Below are 17726 nucleotides of genomic sequence, written 5' to 3'. Positions count from 1 at the left end.
GCTTAACTGACGACACGCCATAGATAGCGAGGTGAATACCCTTTTCAGATTTGCTATTTTTTTAAGGGATTAAAGATCTAAGGGGTGTCCGTTTGACTCAATAACTGTGGTGATATCTGCTTTTAAAGCACTGAGACCAAAGAAAACATTCCAGAGAGGGTCTTGCTGAGGATAGCTGATGAAAGTCAAAGTATTTCCAGAGTCAAGCGCCTGCTCAAAACGCCACATGCAACGCCCGTCCGTAGCATAAATTTCAAGAACATCGTCCTTTAGCGTCCAGAAATGCTCGTTTGCATGCTCATATCCCTTAATCAGTCCATCAGAGCCAAATCGCAAAGATGTGGTAAGGGGACTAAGATTGAGGGGACCCCATGTCCATTCAACATCTTCTAAAAACGTTTTGGGAGAAGCAAGTGAAGCCGACATCTTATTTCTCTTTGGTAATTAACCAGGGCTTAAAAACAAATTGGATCTTACTCTAAATTATAAAGTCCTGCCTATCCAGCGCTAAGGTGTGAGACACGATACTAGATAAAAGTCACCCGGGCAAAATTGCTGTTTCAGGATCTCTACAAAATAAAAAAGGTGGATGCGCCTTGAGAGCGCACCCACCTTTTAAGGTGTTTTAGAAGACTCTAAGAGTAATCAAATTTTACTCTTAGAAGTCCATACCACCCATGTCAGGGCCGCCAGCCGGAGCTGCTTTCTTTTCAGGGCGTTCTGCAACCATGGCTTCCGTGGTGATCAGCAGGCCAGCAACAGAAGCTGCGTCCTGCAGAGCCGTACGGACAACCTTGGTCGGGTCGATGATACCGGCATCCACCAGGTTTTTGTATTCGCCAGCCTGTGCGTCGAAGCCAAAAGCGTATTCGTTGGATTCAAGCACCTTGTTGGCGATGACCGCACCATCTTCACCAGCGTTATGAGCGATCTGGCGCAGGGGAGCCTGCAGAGCCTTGCGGATGATGTCGCCACCAACGCGCTGATCGTCATTGTGGTAGTGCAGGTGAGACAGGTTGGCAGAAGCGCGAGCCAGAGCCGTGCCTCCACCCGGAACGATGCCTTCTTCAACGGCTGCACGGGTTGCGTGCAGAGCGTCGTCAACGCGGTCTTTGCGTTCCTTGACTTCAACTTCCGTGGAGCCGCCAACGCGGATCACGGCAACGCCACCAGCCAGTTTGGCCAGACGTTCCTGCAGCTTTTCACGGTCGTAGTCAGAGGAGGTTTCCTCGATCTGCGCACGGATCTGCTTGCAACGGCCCTTGATTTCTTCGGACTTGCCAGCACCATCAACGATGGTCGTGTTTTCCTTGTCGATACGGACTTTTTTAGCCGTGCCGAGCATGGGCAGCGTGACGGTTTCGAGCTTGATGCCGAGGTCTTCGCTGATGACCTGACCACCGGTCAGGATCGCGATGTCTTCCAGCATGGCTTTACGACGGTCACCAAAGCCCGGAGCCTTAACAGCAGCAATTTTCAGGCCACCGCGCAGCTTGTTGACAACCAGAGTTGCCAGAGCTTCCCCATCCACGTCTTCTGCAATGATCAGCAGCGGACGGCCGGACTGCACAACAGATTCAAGCAGCGGCAGGATCGGCTGAAGAGAAGACAGCTTCTTTTCATGGATCAGGATGTAGGGGTTTTCCAGATCAGCCGTCATCTTCTCCGTGTTGGTCACGAAGTAGGGGGAGATGTAGCCACGGTCGAACTGCATGCCTTCAACCACGTCCAGCTCGGTCTGGAAGTGCTTGGCTTCTTCAACTGTGATAACGCCCTCGGAGCCAACTTTCTGCATGGCTTCGGAGATCATCTGGCCGATTTCGGCTTCACCGTTAGCGGAGATCGTGCCGACCTGAGCGGTTTCCGCCGGGGTGGTGATCTTCTTGGTGTTCTTCTTCAGTTCCTCAACAACGGCGGTGACAGCTTTGTCGATGCCGCGCTTGAGGTCCATCGGGTTCATGCCAGCAGCAACGGCCTTGTGGCCTTCGCGAACAATAGCCTGAGCCAGAACGGTTGCAGTGGTCGTGCCGTCACCAGCGATATCGTTGGTTTTGGAGGCCACTTCGCGCAGCATCTGTGCGCCCATGTTTTCGAACTTGTCAGCTAGTTCGATTTCTTTGGCAACAGACACACCGTCTTTGGTGATGCGCGGTGCGCCGAAGCTCTTATCGAGCACAACGTTACGGCCTTTGGGGCCCAGCGTCACTTTTACAGCGTCAGCAAGGATGTCAACGCCACGCAGCATACGCTGGCGAGCGTCACCACCAAACTTTACGTCTTTGGCAGCCATATCAAATTCTCCTGTGAGAGATCAGTTTATAAGGTCGAAAAGCGGATCAGCGCGTCACACTCAGGCGGAAATCACGCCCAGAATGTCGCTTTCTTTCATGATCAGCAGCTCTTCGCCGTCGATCTTCACTTCCGTGCCGGACCATTTGCCGAACAGAACGCGGTCACCGGCCTTGACATCAAGCGCCACAACCTGCCCCTGCTCGTTACGAGCGCCAGGACCTGCGGAAACGACTTCGCCTTCCATCGGCTTTTCTTTTGCCGTGTCAGGGATGATAATGCCGCCAACCGTCTTCTCTTCGCTTGCGAGACGACGAACGACTACTCGGTCGTGTAAAGGACGAAACTTCGTCATTATGGATCGCTCCACATTCTTTTTTGCTGCGGTGGCGCCCTTGTCAGGAAGCGACACCACCTGCATCTACCGCGCGTAATAAACGCCGCGTTGCGTTAGCACTCCCACCCCGGGAGTGCCAAAACAGGAGATAGGTTTGTCCTCCTCCTGAGTCAAGAAATGTGGAAAACTTTCTTCAACCTTTAATTTTCACTCACAGGGAGTCGCCTCATGGGACAAATCATCACACTTAAGGCTGCAGATGGGCACGAATTTTCAGCCTATGAAGCCGGCCATACCGACATGCCCTACGCACTGGTTGTGGTGCAGGAAATTTTTGGCGTGAACGGCCATATTCGGCATGTGTGCGACACATTTGCCGAGCACGGTTTCCACGTTATTGCTCCCGCATTGTTTGACCGTGCCGAGCCCGGCGTGGAGCTGGGCTATGAAAAAGCTGATATTCAGACTGGCCTCGCGCTGCGCAGCCGTATTCCGCTGGCGGAAACGCTGCTGGATCTGGAGGCGGCCTCGGCCGCGCTGAACGCAGCAAAGGTTGGCATTATCGGCTATTGCTGGGGCGGCCTTCTGGCGTGGGAAGCAGCCTCCCAGACCAACAGTTTTGCGGTTGCTGTCGGCTGGTATGGTGCCGGCATTGCAGCCCGTATTAGTGAGACTCCGCGCTGCCCTGTTCAGCTTCATTTTGGTGAAGCCGACACCACCATTCCACACACAGATGTGAGTACCATTCGCTCCGCGCATCCTGAGATTGAAATTTATATGTATGACGGAGCAGGGCACGGCTTTGGCTGCTCACAGCGGGCGTCGTTTGATCTGGATGCCTATGAACTGGCGCAGAAGCGCAGTGTCGCCTTTCTGGAAGCGCATCTGCGGTCCCATGCCGGACACGGAGCACCGGCAGAGGGTATTTTGATTGACAAGACCGCATCTTCGTGACCCGATAAGTACATCCTGTAACCGGTCATATGGTTGTCCGGTAGGAGATATCAGGGAAAGTTACCCGCCTATGCCGACCGGTACAGTTAAATGGTTTAATGCCACTAAAGGCTTTGGTTTCATCGCACCTGACGATGGGGGCAAGGATGTCTTCGTTCATATCACAGCTGTGCAGGCTGCTGGTCTGCGTGGTCTGAATGAGAACGAGAAAGTCTCATACGAACTCGTGACCGAGCGTGGTAAAGTTGCCGCGACTGAACTTAAGCCGATCTAAGTCGGCTTAAGACGAAGGGCCTAAAAGCCCGGACGTGCGTTTTGGTCTGCCTGTTTGGTCTGCTTATTGGGGTCCAGCTGGCAGCCGGACTGCGCGATTTTACAAAAACGCTCTGATTTCCCGCGCTGCATCTGCCAGCCCCAGACGCCGGACTTCCGCTCCGGGGGGAAACGCTGACAGCAGGCGAGAGGGTGTGCGGCGGTCCAGCAGCACAAAAACGCCTTTGTCTGACTGGCTTCTAATCAGCCGTCCAAATGCCTGCCGTAACCGCAGGCGAGCAATCCGGTCATCATATCCCGTGGTATCACCCCCTGAGAGATGAATACGGCGTTCTCTGTGCAGAATGTCCGGACGTGGCCACGGCACCCGCTCAAACACAACAAGACGCAGGGCATTGCCCGGAACGTCTACCCCGTCACGCATGGCATCCGTGCCCAGCAGGCAGGCATGTTCTTCTGTGCGGAAAATATCCACCAGCGTTGCGTTATCCATTGCATCGACGTGCTGAGCGTAAAGCGGTAGCCCCTGATCTTCCAGTGCCGGGGCGATGCGGCTATGCACGCCGCGCAGCCGGGAGATGGCGGTAAACAGCCCCAGTCCGCCGCCGCCAGAGGCCTCAAACAGAGTGCGATACGCTGCGGCCAGATCGGCAATGCTGGCGTGGTCCACATCCGTGACAATAAAAGTGCGCGTCTGCCGGGCATAATCAAACGGGCTGGTCAGGCTGGCGCGAATGGCCGGGGAGGGGAAGTGATTGGCTCCGGTGCGGGCTTCCGCGGCTTCCCACACGTGTTCCGCTTCTTCAGTTTCCGGCTCACCTTGTCCATGCGGCGTGTCGGACTGATCGCGCAGCGTAGCGGATGTGATAAGCATCCCCTGAGCAGGCATCGCCATGACGGCGGCAAATGGAATGGTCGGGTCCAGCCAATGGCGATGGAGGCCAACATCATGTTCGCCGAGGCGCTGCTGTTGCCGCCTGTCCAGACGGATGAAGTGAATATGGGTTGGCGTGGTGTCGGCTGGCGGCGGCTGGTCCAGAGCATCCAGCATGGAAATCCATGCATCCAGCCGCGTAATGGCGCGCCGACGTAGGCCGCGCACCATCGCTTCAATCCGTCCACGCGTTACGCTGTCTAGAGAGTCCGCGTCATCCTGCAGGCGGGCCTGAAGGCGTTCTGCAAGTGTGCGCAGGGGTTCGGCAATCCGGCTGAGTGCACGCGCCAGAGCTTGCCCGGATGCTGTGAGATCCGGGATGAGGGGATGCAGATCACATTCCAGTGCGCCATACTGATGCGTCTGCCGACGGTCCTCGCTGCGTGCCAGCACTTGTTGACGGAGGAGACGCAGAAAGCTCTCGGTCGGGTTTTCCAGAACAGGTTCCGGAAGAATGGGCTGAGGCGGGAAAAGCGCGTCGGGGTCGTCAATCGGGGGCGGTTCGGGTGGTGAGGTCTCTGACGCTTCAGCATCCGCCAGCCTGGCGGACCAGCCGGGAGCGGGCAGCGCATGGGCCGCCATGAGGGCGGCATCCAGCGGGGATTCCAGCTTGGGGAAGCCTACGACCAGATCGTCCAGCCGACGTTTCAGGCCACGGGCACGCGAGCGACGGCCTTCAGCCCCCAGCAGCCAGCGGCGGAGTTCGGCAGCTTCCAGGCCAGAGAGTTCGGCGGAAAACGCTCCATCGGCTGCGTCGGCCAGATGATGGCCTTCGTCAAAGATATAACGGGAGGGGGTGGCGTCTTCTTCTGTTTCTTCGGAATTGTCGCCCATGGCGGCCTGTGCATACGCCGCCTGCGCCATGACCAGTGCATGGTTGGCAATGACCAGATCTGCCTCCCGTGCCCGGCGGATGGTGTGTTCCACAAAACAGCGCTGATAATGCGGGCAGGCGCCGTGAATGCATTCGCCACGCCGGTCGGCAACGCCAAAGACGCTTCCCTGACCATACAGATCGCCAAACCAGCCGGGCAGATCGCCCCCCAGCAGATCACCATCTGCAGTAGCGCGGGTCCAGCGAGCCAGCATGGCAAGGGCGATGGTCACACCAGCCGGGCGGGAGGCGGCGCTATTGACGGCCTCTTCCATGTTCAGCAGGCAGAGATAGTTTTCCCGCCCTTTGCGCAGCACAATATGGTGGCGGCGCGTCGCGTCATCGGGGAAAAGCCGATGCGTTTCCTGTTCAATCTGGCGTTGCAGATGGCGGGTGTAGGTGCTGATCCACACGCTGCCGCCATTGCGTTGCGCCCAGACGCTGGCTGGGGCGATATAGCCGAGGGTTTTGCCTGTGCCCGTTCCGGCTTCCGCCAGCACGACCGCAGGATTACCGCGATGAGTGCGGGGTTCAAAGGCTGCCGTGGAGACGCTGGCAAAATCAGCCTGACCAGCCCGGCTTTCCGAGCCTTCACCCAGCAGGGTGCGCAGGCGTGTGCGGGCTTCTGCCGGTGTAATAGGGTGCGAGGCTGGCGGCGGCCGAGGAGCAACATCTTCCCATTTTGGCAGAACGCGCCAGACGCGCAGGGCGTCGCCCGGTTGCAGAGCGTCTTCTGGCAGATTGCCCTTGCCGTCGAGCTTGTCCGGCAGGCCCAGTGTTTCGGCTACGGTGCCAGCCCATGGCCAGCCAGCCTGTGCCAGCCGAACGGTCAGGGCGGCTAGCATCTCGCCAAAAGGCCCTGATTTCTGGCGGCCCAGTTCGGCCAGCATGATCTCGACCAACAAGGGGAGAAGGTCCGCTTCGGCGCGGCCAATCCGGGCTTCTTCTACCCCGAGCGCTAATGCCAGCCCGCGTGGTGTGGGTGCGGCAGTTCGGGCCGGATAGACAAAGGTGAAGAGTTCCAGCAGGTCCAGCCATGGGGAGGGCTGGCCGGGAGCCGGCAGGTCCAGCTTGCGCGCAACGGAGGGCGCGTGGACCACCAGCGGGCAGGGCATGCTGTCCAGCCGGGCGCGGAGTTCTGATGCGGAGAGTGTAAGAAACTCGCCGTCTTCTGTCAGAAGGGAGAAGCCACGATGATGCGCCGTAAGGGCGGGCGCGTCGTGCGCAGAGGGGAAGGTCGCCTGCATGGAGGTTCCACCTTACGCAATCTGCGGTGTGTGGCTAGGGGGTGTTAAAAAAGGGAGCCAGTTCAGGCTGAGCAGGCTCCCTTCTGGAAGGCTTTAGGAGGCGTCTTTCAGGCTGTCTGCTACAATTTCCAGCAGCTTGCTGTGCATGTAGCCATTGCCTGCCACGATCATGACGTCGTCCGGCATATCATCCAGATCCAGCCCGGCCGGATCTGTGACCTGACCACCTGCTTCACGCAGAATCAGGATACCGGCGGCGCAATCCCACGGTTTGATGCCGAATTCCCAGTAGCCCTCGTACCGGCCCGCGGCGACCCATGCGAGGTCCAGTGCGGCTGCGCCAAAACGACGGATACCGGCAACGCGCGGCATGAGGTTCCCCATGACGCGGGCAAACGGCAGGCGCTGGCGGGCAGGCACTTTTGCAAACGGGATACCGGTTGCAAAAACGGCTTCCTGCATGTCCCGACGGGCAGAGACACGAATGCGGCGTTCGTTAAGGAACGCCCCTGTGCCTTTTTCCGCCCAGAACATTTCGTTAGCAGCCGGGTTGTAGACCAGAGCGGCAGCCAGTTCGATCTTGCCGTCCGGCAGCCGACGCTGGAGGCCAATGGAAATGGCCCAGTGCGGGATGCCGTGCAGGAAGTTGGTGGTGCCGTCCAGCGGGTCCACAATCCAGCGCCATGTCCAGTTATCACCACCGGATTTGCCAGATTCCTCCATCAGGAAGGCATAGCCCGGGCGAGCCCGTTCCAGCTCTTCACGCAGGGTCTGTTCTGCACGCAGGTCTGCCTGAGAAACAAAGTCACCCGGCCCCTTGATGCTTACCTGAAGCTGCTCGACTTCATTGAAATCGCGCAGGAGACGCTTTGCTGCCTTCTGGGCGGCAGTTTGCATCACCATCATGACGGGGGAAAGACGCATGGCCACTATGTTTTGTCCTGTCTGGAGTAATGCGGAAGATCAGTCTTTGGCGCGTTCGACGTAAGAGCCGTCTTCAGTCCGGACGACAATGCGTTCACCGGCTTCAATGAAGGGCGGCACCATGGTCTTTACACCATTGGAGAGTTTGGCGGGCTTGTAGGAGGAGCTGGCCGTTTGGCCTTTAACCACCGGATCAGCCTCAACAACTTCCAGCGTGACCTGCGGCGGCAGATCAATCCCGACCGGGTCGCCTTCCACCAGGTGGATGTTGATGGTCATGTTGTCCTGCAGGAACGGTGCCTGATCACCCAGCAGAGCAACCGGAATCATGGTCTGCTCGAACGTTTCAGGGTCCATCAGCACGAGGGATTCACCATCGGTATAGGAATAGAGATATTCCTTGTCCTCGGTCATCAGGCGCTCGACACTGTCAGCTGTACGCCAGCGTTCGTTGGTTTTGTTGCCCGTCTTGAGGTCGCGCATTTCCACCTGAATGAAAGCGCCGCCCTTGCCCGGGGTAATGATCTGCTGTTTGAGCACCGTCCAGCGACGGCCATCATGCTCGATGACCTGTCCGGCCCGGATCAGGTTCGCCTGCTGTTTCATAACTCGTCCCTGAATGGATGGATGTAAGGACCGGGCTTTTACAACTCCAAACGCCTTAGAGCAAGCCGAGCAGAGAGAAACAACCCAGACAAAAGCCATTTTCACCCGCTGGACAGGCAGCGCGACCCTAGTTATAAGGCTCTCAATCTGATGCAGGAAGGGTGGCCGAGTGGTTGAAGGCTCCAGTCTTGAAAACTGGCGTGCGGGTAACCGTACCGTGGGTTCGAATCCCACCTCTTCCGCCATCAGATGATAAATTTCCTAGTAAAAACAGATATTTATATACCTTCTTCTGGTTGGTCCCATCATACATCCCACCTTATGATTTGCGGTTTCCTGCGGCGTCGGGCGGCTTAAGAACCGCTCCTGACAATTTATGTTGGCAATAGGGGTTGGGTTCTGGTAGAACAAAACGAGATTTTGCTGAGGAGCTTTATCTTTAACTACCCTTCCACGTCATCCTCATACCTTCCCAACGAAGATAACTTTTCAATACGACATCTCCCCAAGACAGCTCCAATCACCTGATGCTCCTCAGCATGGTGGTTTCGACAAGATGGCTGGTTATCAGCCATCAGGCTTGAGGAGTGCGTATCATGCACGATACAGACATATTGGTCCCAAAGGGGCCGTTCGTTACCCGGAAGGAGGCGGCGGAAATTCACCTCCGTTGCCACGTGAAAACAATCGATCGTTATGTCGCCGCGGGAAGGCTCCCCAAATACAAATTCGGGCGCAAAACACTGTTTTTACTGGCCGATGTTTTGGCACTTATAAAATGCGTGGGTGTTTTGCCTCCCACCTCCGGCCGTGGGCGGGCATGTGCTCCTTTTCTGTCTTTGGATATGGTGACTTTCATTGCTTTGAGCGTTGCCACTTTGTGGATAACGTTCTTTCTCTTTCATTAGTGAGATAGCTTTGGAGCGACATGGGGACGTTTCTTTGATGTCTGTCCCCGTGGTTGCCTTTCAGGCGAGGACTCCTCTTCTAAGTGCATTATGCGGAGAAATTTTGGACATTACCTGAGAAAATAAAAGTAGTTAAAATACTCAGGATTTTGTGCATGGATACAAGAGTAGGATCTCATAAAATTCTGTTTTAATTATTTATACTTGAAAAATAGTCCACAAATAAGTAGGCGTGGGGATTACACGTTTGTATCCCCCGCATGGCAAGCTCATATCAAGCTTAAACTATTAAAAATGCTGAATTCAGTTCCCAGCAATCGCGTTGACGGCGTCTTGCGATCCGAGAGTTATTTCAATTGAACAGGAACGCCGATAGGGCGGCTGTTGGCTCATGCGGATCGTCCCACGGCATTGATCGCGCATGTCCTCAGTGAATGGAGTGCTCTTTATCACGGCAGCCCATGAAATAATGGAGGACGGTGCCTGCGTCATGGCACTCTGGAATTCCGCGACTGCAGCATCATGCTTATGGGCAGCGATGACGACTCCGGTTGCATGCTTCTCAGCCTGTGCGACCTTGTTTTGGGCTTCTTCCCTCTCCTGATCAATCTGGACGCTTGCTGCGCTTACGGTCTGGGCCATTTGGCGACTCATGGCGTCCTGTTCCATGACAACTCCCCCCAAAAACGAGGAAAAAATCATTCCCCCCACAAGCAGGAGCCGGTATCCTGGTCGCCTGAGAAATGGAAGCACATCGGCAGCCAGTTCGAAGAAGATGGCGAGCATTCCATGCGGGTCTCCCACAACATGACCTTCGAGGGTCTTTGGCGGAGGAGGGGGTGTGGAAGAATGTTTCGTAAGAAGAACAGAAATCTGAGTGATTCGGTAGACGGCTTCCTGCAGCCTCTGTAGCGTCTCCTCTTGCTGACTTTCGTTCTCTTCAAAACGGGCTGCCAGTGCCTCGAACAGACGATCTGTGGCTTCTACCCAGGCATGAAGTGGATCTCCAGGTCTGATACCGGCCTGTTCCGCCTTGCGCCGATACTCCTCAAGCGCGGCAGAGAGTTCCGAGTGAGGGATTTGAGTGTTGCGGGGGATGATGGGCGATGTCATGGGAACTGCCCTTTCGTTGGAATCCAGGGCAGATCAACATCAGCTTCGCGAAAACGTTCACCAACTGTCCGAAGCCACTGAACCAGCATCTGACGTTTGATGGGGCCCAGAGGTGGTATATCGACAGATTGCCGGTTCTGAACGGCCTCATAAAATCGCAGACGTTTTCGGTCGATGCCCGGTGCCGGCAATAGGTCTGGGAGCGAGATCATACGTGCTCCACGTTTCAGAACGTCTCCCAACTGTCTACTGCGCATGATCGTTTCAAAGGCAATTTCAACAGACTGAGAAGAAGGTTTTATGAATTCGTTTAAAACTACAATCGTTTTTTCTGGGCGGAAAAGACCATCTTCCTCAAGGCTCGCCAGATAAGCAAGATAATCCAGATCGGCTCCTAGATGGTGAAAAAGGACAGGCTGGATAGCGTAATCACGAAAAAAACCGACGAGATCAAGACGGAGAGCGAGATTTTTTAAAACAAGATCACCACCCCCAAAATCCAGAATCAGATGATATTTTTCTTCAATTTGACGTTCTAGAATATCCTCTAGGAATGTCATGACATCCTTGTCATCGGCGGTTCGAGGTGCTTCAACCAGATTAGGATAGAATGCCGTCAGTGTGGCATTTGTTCTGTCTAGATCAGCTATTTTCAGAGATAATCCAGATCTTTCGATCCACTCTGCATGCAGTCGGGCATGTGTGCTTTTGCCGGTTCCTCCCCGCCCCGCAAAGATCAGGCAGCAGGGGGTGATGGCACTCTTCTGGGCAAGACTGGTTTTTAGTGTGACTGGCACTTCATGGTCTGGAACGGGTTTAATAGTTTTCATGGCTTCCCTCCGATTTGGTAGAGGGTGCATTATTTATGCCGTGAGTCCATCTTCTTATTTTGCATCATCTCGGATGGTAAAAGAGTTTTTTATCAGATTAAGACAAATGATATATGATCCATTAGTGAAAACCATAGACGCCTGAGGACGCAGGACGACGCAGAAAGACGCAAGATTTTTGGAAAGAAGATTCAGAAAAATACAGAACCTGACAGAATGGTTATGGAATCACATTTAAGTGATGCTGTCCTCAGTGAGGGGCCGGGGGCGTTGGGCAGTCGTCCGGGAGAGATTCTCCCGAATGCGCTGCAGGTCGGGGTGAAAATCAACAGGCGAAGACAGATCTTCTTCTACAGGGCGGGCTGGTGTTGCCTGAACAGTGCGACGGTCGAGTTGTGGGCGGTAATGCTGGACCGGACACAGCGCTGCCTGAGCGACCTTTTTCTGGGCGCGGACCCGCTGCCATGCTTTCCGGGCGGTCTCAAGCGTCGGATGATTTCCGTTGGCATCACGCAAGTCGAGTTGCCGAAAAAGCGCAAGCCATATCGGCCACCGAACACGCTTCGAGCCGAGTTCGACCAGCAACTCGTCATGACGGTATTCCATCCATGCCATTAATGAGCCTTGCCCACTCTCTTTTGCCGCTTCTGAAAGCATGGCCGCCAGCGGGGCATGTTGGTCGTATTTCATGTTCTTCCCTTCTTCTGTAGGGTTCTGGCCGTTTTCAGTCTGACATCCGGCTTCTGAAAAAGCCAGATGGTTTCAGTCTCAAAGCGGGACAAGAACGGGACGTTATTGTTGAGAGGCTTTTTTAGGCAGGGCGTGATTCCGACTTTCTACCCCCTGAGATGCGGTTGTTTTCGCTCTTCAGAGGCACTTTTTCGTCCCAAATGAAGGCACGCTACCGCAATTTCATATGCACTCTGCGGTATGCACATGAAATTGCTGGGTTTTTTCTTCTTTTCTCTCGTTCTATCGCATTTAAAAATGCTCTCTTTCAACTCATTGTTTTGAAATGAATTTTCTAAAAAAGGGCTTTTCTGACCGGGGCGGGGTGGAGACGCTTTTCCGGTGTGTTCCGGTGACTGTGCATATCCGTCAATGCCCCAGAGGAAGAGGGACGGGATGTGTGTGGTCTTTTCCTCCCTTTTTTTGGACGACAAGGACAAAAATCATGTCTCATTACCCACTGTCTGATCTGTTTCCTGTTACCGATGACGTTGTGCATACAGCGATGGAACTCAAAGCTCTTCATGTTCTGGAGGGTGTTCTGCTGCTCGAGATCCTAGGCGGTAGCGAAGCCGCTTTTGAGGCCTTGGAGGGGCTGGTCATATTGCATCGCGACATGGAACGTCGTTATGGCCGCCTGGAACAGCTTCTGGCGGCGCCAGTGACGATGAAGCAGGCAGCCTGACCACTTCAATCACACCCTATCCTCACCAAAAAAACCTTTTCCTGGCTCCGCTTCACGCTGTGTGATCGGAGCCATTTTTTAGGATACTTCCCTATGACGGCTGATTATCGCTTCGACCCACTTCAGTTTCCGATGCCTGTTAGGACCGGTCTTTTTCCGCGCCGGGATATTGACCTATACGCCGAGCTTTCAGCGCTTGTTGGCGTCTGTGTCCATGGCTTTATGTTGGCAGACCTTGGGCGAAAGGCCTGGGATCTGCGCAAGAAATACTGGCAGCCAGGGGAGGGGGCGTGGGCGGCCTTTCGTGAGGCTGTGCACCAGTGCTATCCGCACCTACCTGTCGAGGAAAAGCTCGCACAGGACGGTCATGAGTTTGATTCCCTTTACGAATTGGCTGTGTATCGGTGGATCAAACCGATGCTGCCATCGTCAGTAAAGCTGGACGTTCATCCTCTTGTGAAAGGATGTACTTTTCAGGAAGAGGCTTTTGCTGACTTTAAAGTGAGCTCGATCCAGTCTGGTAAGAGCTGTTTTATCGAAGTCGTTGGTCTGTTTGACCGGACATTCACGGCTTATTCGTCAACACAAAAGGCACGAAAGGACGAGACCTTAAGGCGATTGCATCGCTATCCACCCAATCAGCGCCCCATTCTCATTTTCAAGGACATGGTCTGTGATCCTCACCAGGTGACTGCCGCCCTCAGGCAGGCGATTGAGGCAGTCGCGGAGGGCGGGCTGCGAACTGCTGCCTGATGGGGGCCTTGTCGAATAACGCCATGATGACAGCTGTTTTTTGGTATCACTGTCTGAAAAGCGGTCACATGACAATAGAAATGCGCCGTCATAATCACGTCATGACGGCTTCTACAAATAGACGGTTATCCACAGTTGTTCCGCCGACACGACCTTCACAACTCGGGGACGATCCTTTATCCGCTTACACTGACTATCGTTCAGACTATAGTGACGCTTTCACACTCTCCCTGAAAACATAGAGGAAACATGGCAGATTAAATGGAAGTATAAACCTTATGGTACCGAGTGCTAACTGACGACACGCCTAAAAAAGATGCGGTTTGCCGTGCTTTGGGTAACCCTCATGCTGTTTCCAACAGGCGGCTTACCCCGCCTGTTGGATATCTGAAGCGGTGCGAAGGGCTATCTGCAAGCTCTGAGCGACACACTGCTCGTTATGATGACCACGGATATAGATTTGGCCCGCCTTCGAGTTTTGATTAAACAGGTTGCGGTTGGTGTGCGTGCGAACAATCAGCCGTGCCAGATTTGCATTTCCGGTGCCGACAAGCTTTGTCAGTGCTTTGGGTAAGATCAGTCCCTCGGTGGCGATCGGCGTCATGACACACGGCACGCCTGCAGCAAGACTGTCGAGGACTTTCCCTTTAATGCCTGCACCAAACCGCAATGGGGCAACCGTCAGCCGAACCTGATCCAGTATGGAGGAAAGATCAGGAATACGCCCACGAATATGGACACGGTCACTGGCAAGACGCCGGATCCGTTCCGGCATGGCGCTGCCAACAAGATGGCAGATGATGTCCGGCGACTGTTTCCACACCAATGGCATGATTTCATCGACCAGCCAGTGAGCCGCATCAGCATTCGGTGAGTGGGAAAAATTGCCGATAAAGGCAAGACCCGTACGGTTCTGGAAACCCGGAACACATTTTCTGATAGGAACCGCCCATGGTGCATGCACAACAGTGGCAGACGGCACGTCCCGGCGTAGGAGATCCAGTTCAGCAAGAGAATGAGTCAGCACGACGTCTGCCTTGCGGGTCATCTCATATTCGGACGCTTTCAGCCGGCGTGCTGTTGCGAGCAGTTCGGGACGTCCCTCAATGACAGCCTGACGGGCGACGCGGACATGATGCAGATCCGCTACCGCATAAACAACCCGGGCCCGGTGCTGGGTCTGGCGAACAAGGGTCATGTAACGCGATGCCACATGTTCCCGATGGAGGTAAACAACGTCGTAGCTGTTGGCATGCCGCGTCAGAACCTCTTCCACCGAATTATAAAATGGCACGTTGCAAACCATAACATCCGGAACAGGGAAGGGAGCCTGTGTTCCCATCCCGTCAGCAGCGACAAAGGTCACCTGATACCCCAGAGTTTGCAGGGCCCGGATGTGCGACAGAATAGCCACTGATCCGGCATCCCGCTGGCCGTCCGGCAGGGCGCTGTCAATGACCAGCGCTTTCGGGGCAAGGGTAATGAGTTCAGCATATCCTCGTCTGGCGAGTTGCCGGCTCAGCGCCATACGGGCGTGGTCTGTGGCTGTATCTGCTCGCACCTGCTTCAGGCGATCGACCTGCTCCAGCAGGAAGGACAGGACATGGTTCTGTGTTTCGAGGCTTTCTGCCGACGAGACTGCGGTCTGCACCGCTTGCTCCAGATCCGGATCAAAGCTGTCTGCTTGCGGCAGAACAGCAGGCGCGCCCAGCAGAGAGCCATTGACGGCCCAGCGTATTTCGATGGTGTGCCGCGTCAATGGAGAGAGGGGAGGCAGCAGAAGAAAATCGAACCCGCAGCCTTCAGGGCCCTGTCCGGCCTCCATTACATCGGGGCGACGCCCGTTTGCGACCGTGCTGGCACGAAGTTGCCCATTGACCACGATCTGAAGGGGCGCGGGCACTTCGGGGGTGGCGGGGTTATAGGCCCAGCCTGCAATCCGGTCCCGCGACACGAGATCAACCCAGCCGCGAAGAGAGTGCGAAGGAGCGGGGTGAGTGGTTCGGGTTTCAGCCTGCGTTTCAACCACAGGCTCAAGACCCCAGGGAGCATGTCCGAGCTGACCTGTTCCGTGCAGTGGCTGAACATCAATCATATGACGCTGGTGCGGAGACAGGCCACGGGGGACAATGAACCGGAAACCACACGCCATCCCGACATCCTGTCGTGTCAGATCGGCCATGATAGCCCCAATACAGATACCATGATCCAGAATGCGCAGAGGAACAGGCTCGGCGCTGTCAGACCATCGCGCCCATCCCCTGATTTCCGTGTGGGTCACAGCATCCAGGTAGCCTTCCAGATGGCCTGAATCTGAAGGTTGTTCCGTGTTGTCTGGTCTATCTGTCTGGTTCAGACGGTTTCGAACAGTTTCAAGAAGAACGCCTTCTTCAACCCGCGGGGCGCAATATCGGGCCGGTTTTTTCTGGGTGTCGGGATACAGTGCAGCGTATTCCGGAGCATTGTGGAACATGCCGCGTGAGGAATCATCGATGAAGCTTTCTGCAGGCGCGCCTTCGGCCAGCAGGATATCATGGCTCTCAAGCTCAACATGAAAATACTGGACACGATCAACCCGTTCCGCCTGCCGGATGGTCTGACCGTTGACCAGCAGAACGGCCGGAATCAGAATGTCATCGATGAACATTGCATGCAGCGGGGAGACCCAGAGATCGCGTCGTGGCAGGTCGTTGCCCAGAGACCCGGCTGTAAAAATGACAGGCAGAACAGAGGGGTTTCGCGAGGCAAAACGTCCGGAATAGCTTCGGTGGCCAATCCAGTGGATGGGACGTGTCTCCCCGGATGCGGTCACAACCCGGTCACCAATTTGCAGCGCTTCCACCGGGATATCGCCATGATCGGTGGTGATCAGGGTCCCTGCGCAATAACAGGGTGTGCCGTCATCAACTTCCAGGGTGGCCAGTGTGCCGCCCTGTCCATCGCTCGAGAGAACGAAATGCTCGCCCGTATACTCTCCGTCCAGTGTAACGGATGAGGTGACCCCCTTGGCCGTGACGTCAAGGATGGGGTCACCCACGATCTGGGCTGTCGCAGCATCGTCCCAGCTCAGAGCAGAAAAATCGAGACTGCCACCATCGTCAATCGTGACGCCGTCCGCAGGAATAGAGTCAACGTCGAGACGACCGCCGCTTGCGACAGTCACATTCGTAAATGTGGCTCCTGATTGCAGAGAAAAAGAGGCTCCCTGCCCAAGGGTCACACCTGTAACGGTCGCCCCTGATTCAATCAGCATGCCGCCGTTCTGCTCAAGCGTGACATTCCTGACAATTGCCCCGGAATCAACTCGCATGCTCCCGCCGCGCAGGGTCGCATCGTCTACTGTCCCGGCAACTTCGATGTATCCCCCATCCATCAGGAGAACGGAATGAGCAGTACCGCCCTGTTCGATGATTCCCCAGCCTGTACTGGTAAAAGTGGCGTCTTCCAGAAGACCGCCATAAGCTTCAAGAAAGCCGTTTTCGTCGTCATCCCCGGTGACGGTCACGCCTGAGGCAAGGCCGCCAGCGCTGATAGTGAGGTCGCCCTGATCGACAAGGGTATTGAGGGCTGTGCCGCCGTTCTCAACCCATAACTCTCCATCATCTCCAAGCTCAGTGTCCTGCCACACGGCACCATTCACGATGTGAACATCCGAACTGACGAGATGTGTTCCTGACGATGAGGCTGACGTCACCTTGGCCATTACACTGAAATCCTTCCCGGACGAACCGCAACGAGGCGCGGTATTTCTCAGGAAAGATTAAGTGAGGAACTGTAGAAAAACAAGCGGAAACACGTACAATTTTTATTGTGTGATTTTTCGTAGATCGAAAGGCGCACTTATCCTCGTGGCAGACCGCCAAACCAGACCACTTCTCCGACAACCTTCAGGCTTTGAATGTCTTCTGCCGACAGGTCCTGCGGCGGGTAACGATCGTTGTCAGCCAGAACGCGTATGCCGCCACCGAGGCGCAGGTCAAGGCGGCGCAGCATGACGGTCTCATCGATTTTCAGGGCGTAAAGTGCGCCGCCCTGAACCTGGGTCGAGGCTGTATCGATCATGACGATATCTCCATGGAGTAGGGTCGGTGCCATGGCGTCGCCTGTAACATCTGTCAGGCGGAGTGCTGCGATGGTTGGGCGCGTCAAGGTCGTCTCCAGCCAGCCTTTGCCGACCCGCAATCCTTCTTCCCGGTCATCAAGCCAGGGGATGACAATTTGGTGGCCACCGCGTTGCGGGGCGGGGCGGGAGGGGGATTGGCTCAGGGGC

The 17726-nt window shown here is 55.4% G+C and carries 16 protein-coding genes and 1 tRNA gene; 6 read left to right on the top strand and 11 right to left on the bottom strand.

The genetic code is table 11. The features are described from left to right. Positions 1-69: 69 nt before the first annotated feature. The 3 genes from AD928_RS02705 to groES all read right to left on the bottom strand — a co-directional run bounded on the left by AD928_RS02705 (position 70) and on the right by groES (position 2644). The gene (locus AD928_RS02705) at positions 70-426 is read right to left on the bottom strand and encodes a hypothetical protein (protein WP_062248069.1); all 357 of its coding nucleotides are present in this window, start codon (positions 424-426) and stop codon (positions 70-72) included. A gap of 232 nt (positions 427-658) precedes the next feature. After that, entirely contained in the window at positions 659-2290 is a 1632-nt protein-coding gene (gene groL / locus AD928_RS02700) for a chaperonin GroEL (RefSeq protein ID WP_062248067.1), read from the bottom strand. 60 nt (positions 2291-2350) lie between these two features. Beyond that, positions 2351-2644, bottom strand: a complete 294-nt coding sequence (gene groES / locus AD928_RS02695) for a co-chaperone GroES (RefSeq protein WP_043550518.1) — start codon at positions 2642-2644, stop codon at positions 2351-2353. 210 nt (positions 2645-2854) lie between these two features. Between groES and AD928_RS02690 the strand changes: the two genes are divergently transcribed. Then, entirely contained in the window at positions 2855-3580 is a 726-nt protein-coding gene (locus AD928_RS02690; protein WP_062248065.1) for a dienelactone hydrolase family protein, read from the top strand. A 70-nt stretch (positions 3581-3650) separates the two neighbouring features. Next, on the top strand, positions 3651-3854 hold the full coding sequence (locus tag AD928_RS02685) for a cold-shock protein (RefSeq protein WP_043550519.1): 204 nt from the start codon (positions 3651-3653) through the stop codon (positions 3852-3854). A gap of 99 nt (positions 3855-3953) precedes the next feature. Here the strand turns inward: AD928_RS02685 and AD928_RS02680 are convergent, their stop codons facing one another. The 3 genes from AD928_RS02680 to efp form a co-directional block, all read right to left on the bottom strand. Beyond that, entirely contained in the window at positions 3954-6908 is a 2955-nt protein-coding gene (locus AD928_RS02680) for an ATP-dependent DNA helicase (RefSeq protein ID WP_062248063.1), read from the bottom strand. A 93-nt stretch (positions 6909-7001) separates the two neighbouring features. Next, positions 7002-7832, bottom strand: coding sequence for an inositol monophosphatase family protein (locus AD928_RS02675; RefSeq protein ID WP_043550719.1), 831 nt, complete (start codon positions 7830-7832; stop codon positions 7002-7004). Between the two features lie 39 nt (positions 7833-7871). Continuing rightward, positions 7872-8438, bottom strand: a complete 567-nt coding sequence (gene efp / locus AD928_RS02670) for an elongation factor P (RefSeq protein ID WP_043550522.1) — start codon at positions 8436-8438, stop codon at positions 7872-7874. A gap of 155 nt (positions 8439-8593) precedes the next feature. On the opposite strand from efp, the gene AD928_RS02665 reads away from it, so the two are divergent. Together AD928_RS02665 and AD928_RS14725 are read left to right on the top strand one after the other, a co-directional pair. After that, positions 8594-8683 (top strand) — tRNA-Ser (locus AD928_RS02665). A gap of 351 nt (positions 8684-9034) precedes the next feature. Beyond that, positions 9035-9346, top strand: coding sequence for a helix-turn-helix domain-containing protein (locus tag AD928_RS14725; RefSeq protein ID WP_062248061.1), 312 nt, complete (start codon positions 9035-9037; stop codon positions 9344-9346). A gap of 303 nt (positions 9347-9649) precedes the next feature. On the opposite strand, the gene AD928_RS02655 is transcribed toward AD928_RS14725, so the two are convergent. The 3 genes from AD928_RS02655 to AD928_RS14720 form a co-directional block, all read right to left on the bottom strand. Further along, the gene (locus tag AD928_RS02655; protein WP_062248058.1) at positions 9650-10459 is read right to left on the bottom strand and encodes a hypothetical protein; all 810 of its coding nucleotides are present in this window, start codon (positions 10457-10459) and stop codon (positions 9650-9652) included. After that, on the bottom strand, positions 10456-11289 hold the full coding sequence (locus AD928_RS02650; protein WP_062248056.1) for a P-loop NTPase family protein: 834 nt from the start codon (positions 11287-11289) through the stop codon (positions 10456-10458). Before AD928_RS02650 ends, AD928_RS02655 begins: the two co-directional genes overlap by 4 nt. A 234-nt stretch (positions 11290-11523) precedes the next feature. Then, positions 11524-11979, bottom strand: a complete 456-nt coding sequence (locus tag AD928_RS14720; RefSeq protein ID WP_156470073.1) for a hypothetical protein — start codon at positions 11977-11979, stop codon at positions 11524-11526. A 484-nt stretch (positions 11980-12463) separates the two neighbouring features. On the opposite strand from AD928_RS14720, the gene AD928_RS02640 reads away from it, so the two are divergent. Next, positions 12464-12703: a hypothetical protein gene (locus AD928_RS02640; RefSeq protein ID WP_062248052.1), complete on the top strand. Its 240-nt coding sequence runs from the start codon at positions 12464-12466 to the stop codon at positions 12701-12703. A 93-nt stretch (positions 12704-12796) separates the two neighbouring features. Continuing rightward, a complete protein-coding gene (locus AD928_RS02635) occupies positions 12797-13456 on the top strand; it encodes a hypothetical protein (protein WP_062248050.1) in 660 nt (219 codons plus the stop codon). A 367-nt stretch (positions 13457-13823) separates the two neighbouring features. Here AD928_RS02635 and AD928_RS02630 read toward each other — a convergent pair whose 3' ends face one another. Both AD928_RS02630 and AD928_RS02625 read right to left on the bottom strand, forming a co-directional pair. Beyond that, on the bottom strand, positions 13824-17159 hold the full coding sequence (locus AD928_RS02630) for a Hint domain-containing protein (protein ID WP_062248048.1): 3336 nt from the start codon (positions 17157-17159) through the stop codon (positions 13824-13826). 137 nt (positions 17160-17296) lie between these two features. Continuing rightward, positions 17297-17726, bottom strand: a 430-nt coding sequence (locus AD928_RS02625; RefSeq protein ID WP_167347342.1) for a S24 family peptidase, incomplete at its 5' end; no start/stop codon positions are given.

Origin of the sequence: Acetobacter cerevisiae (assembly GCF_001580535.1) — a bacterium.
GTDB classification, from domain to species: Bacteria; Pseudomonadota; Alphaproteobacteria; order Acetobacterales; family Acetobacteraceae; genus Acetobacter; species Acetobacter cerevisiae.
The sequence above is the reverse complement of the archived record's forward strand: the minus strand, read 5'-3'. Positions and strand labels throughout refer to the sequence as shown.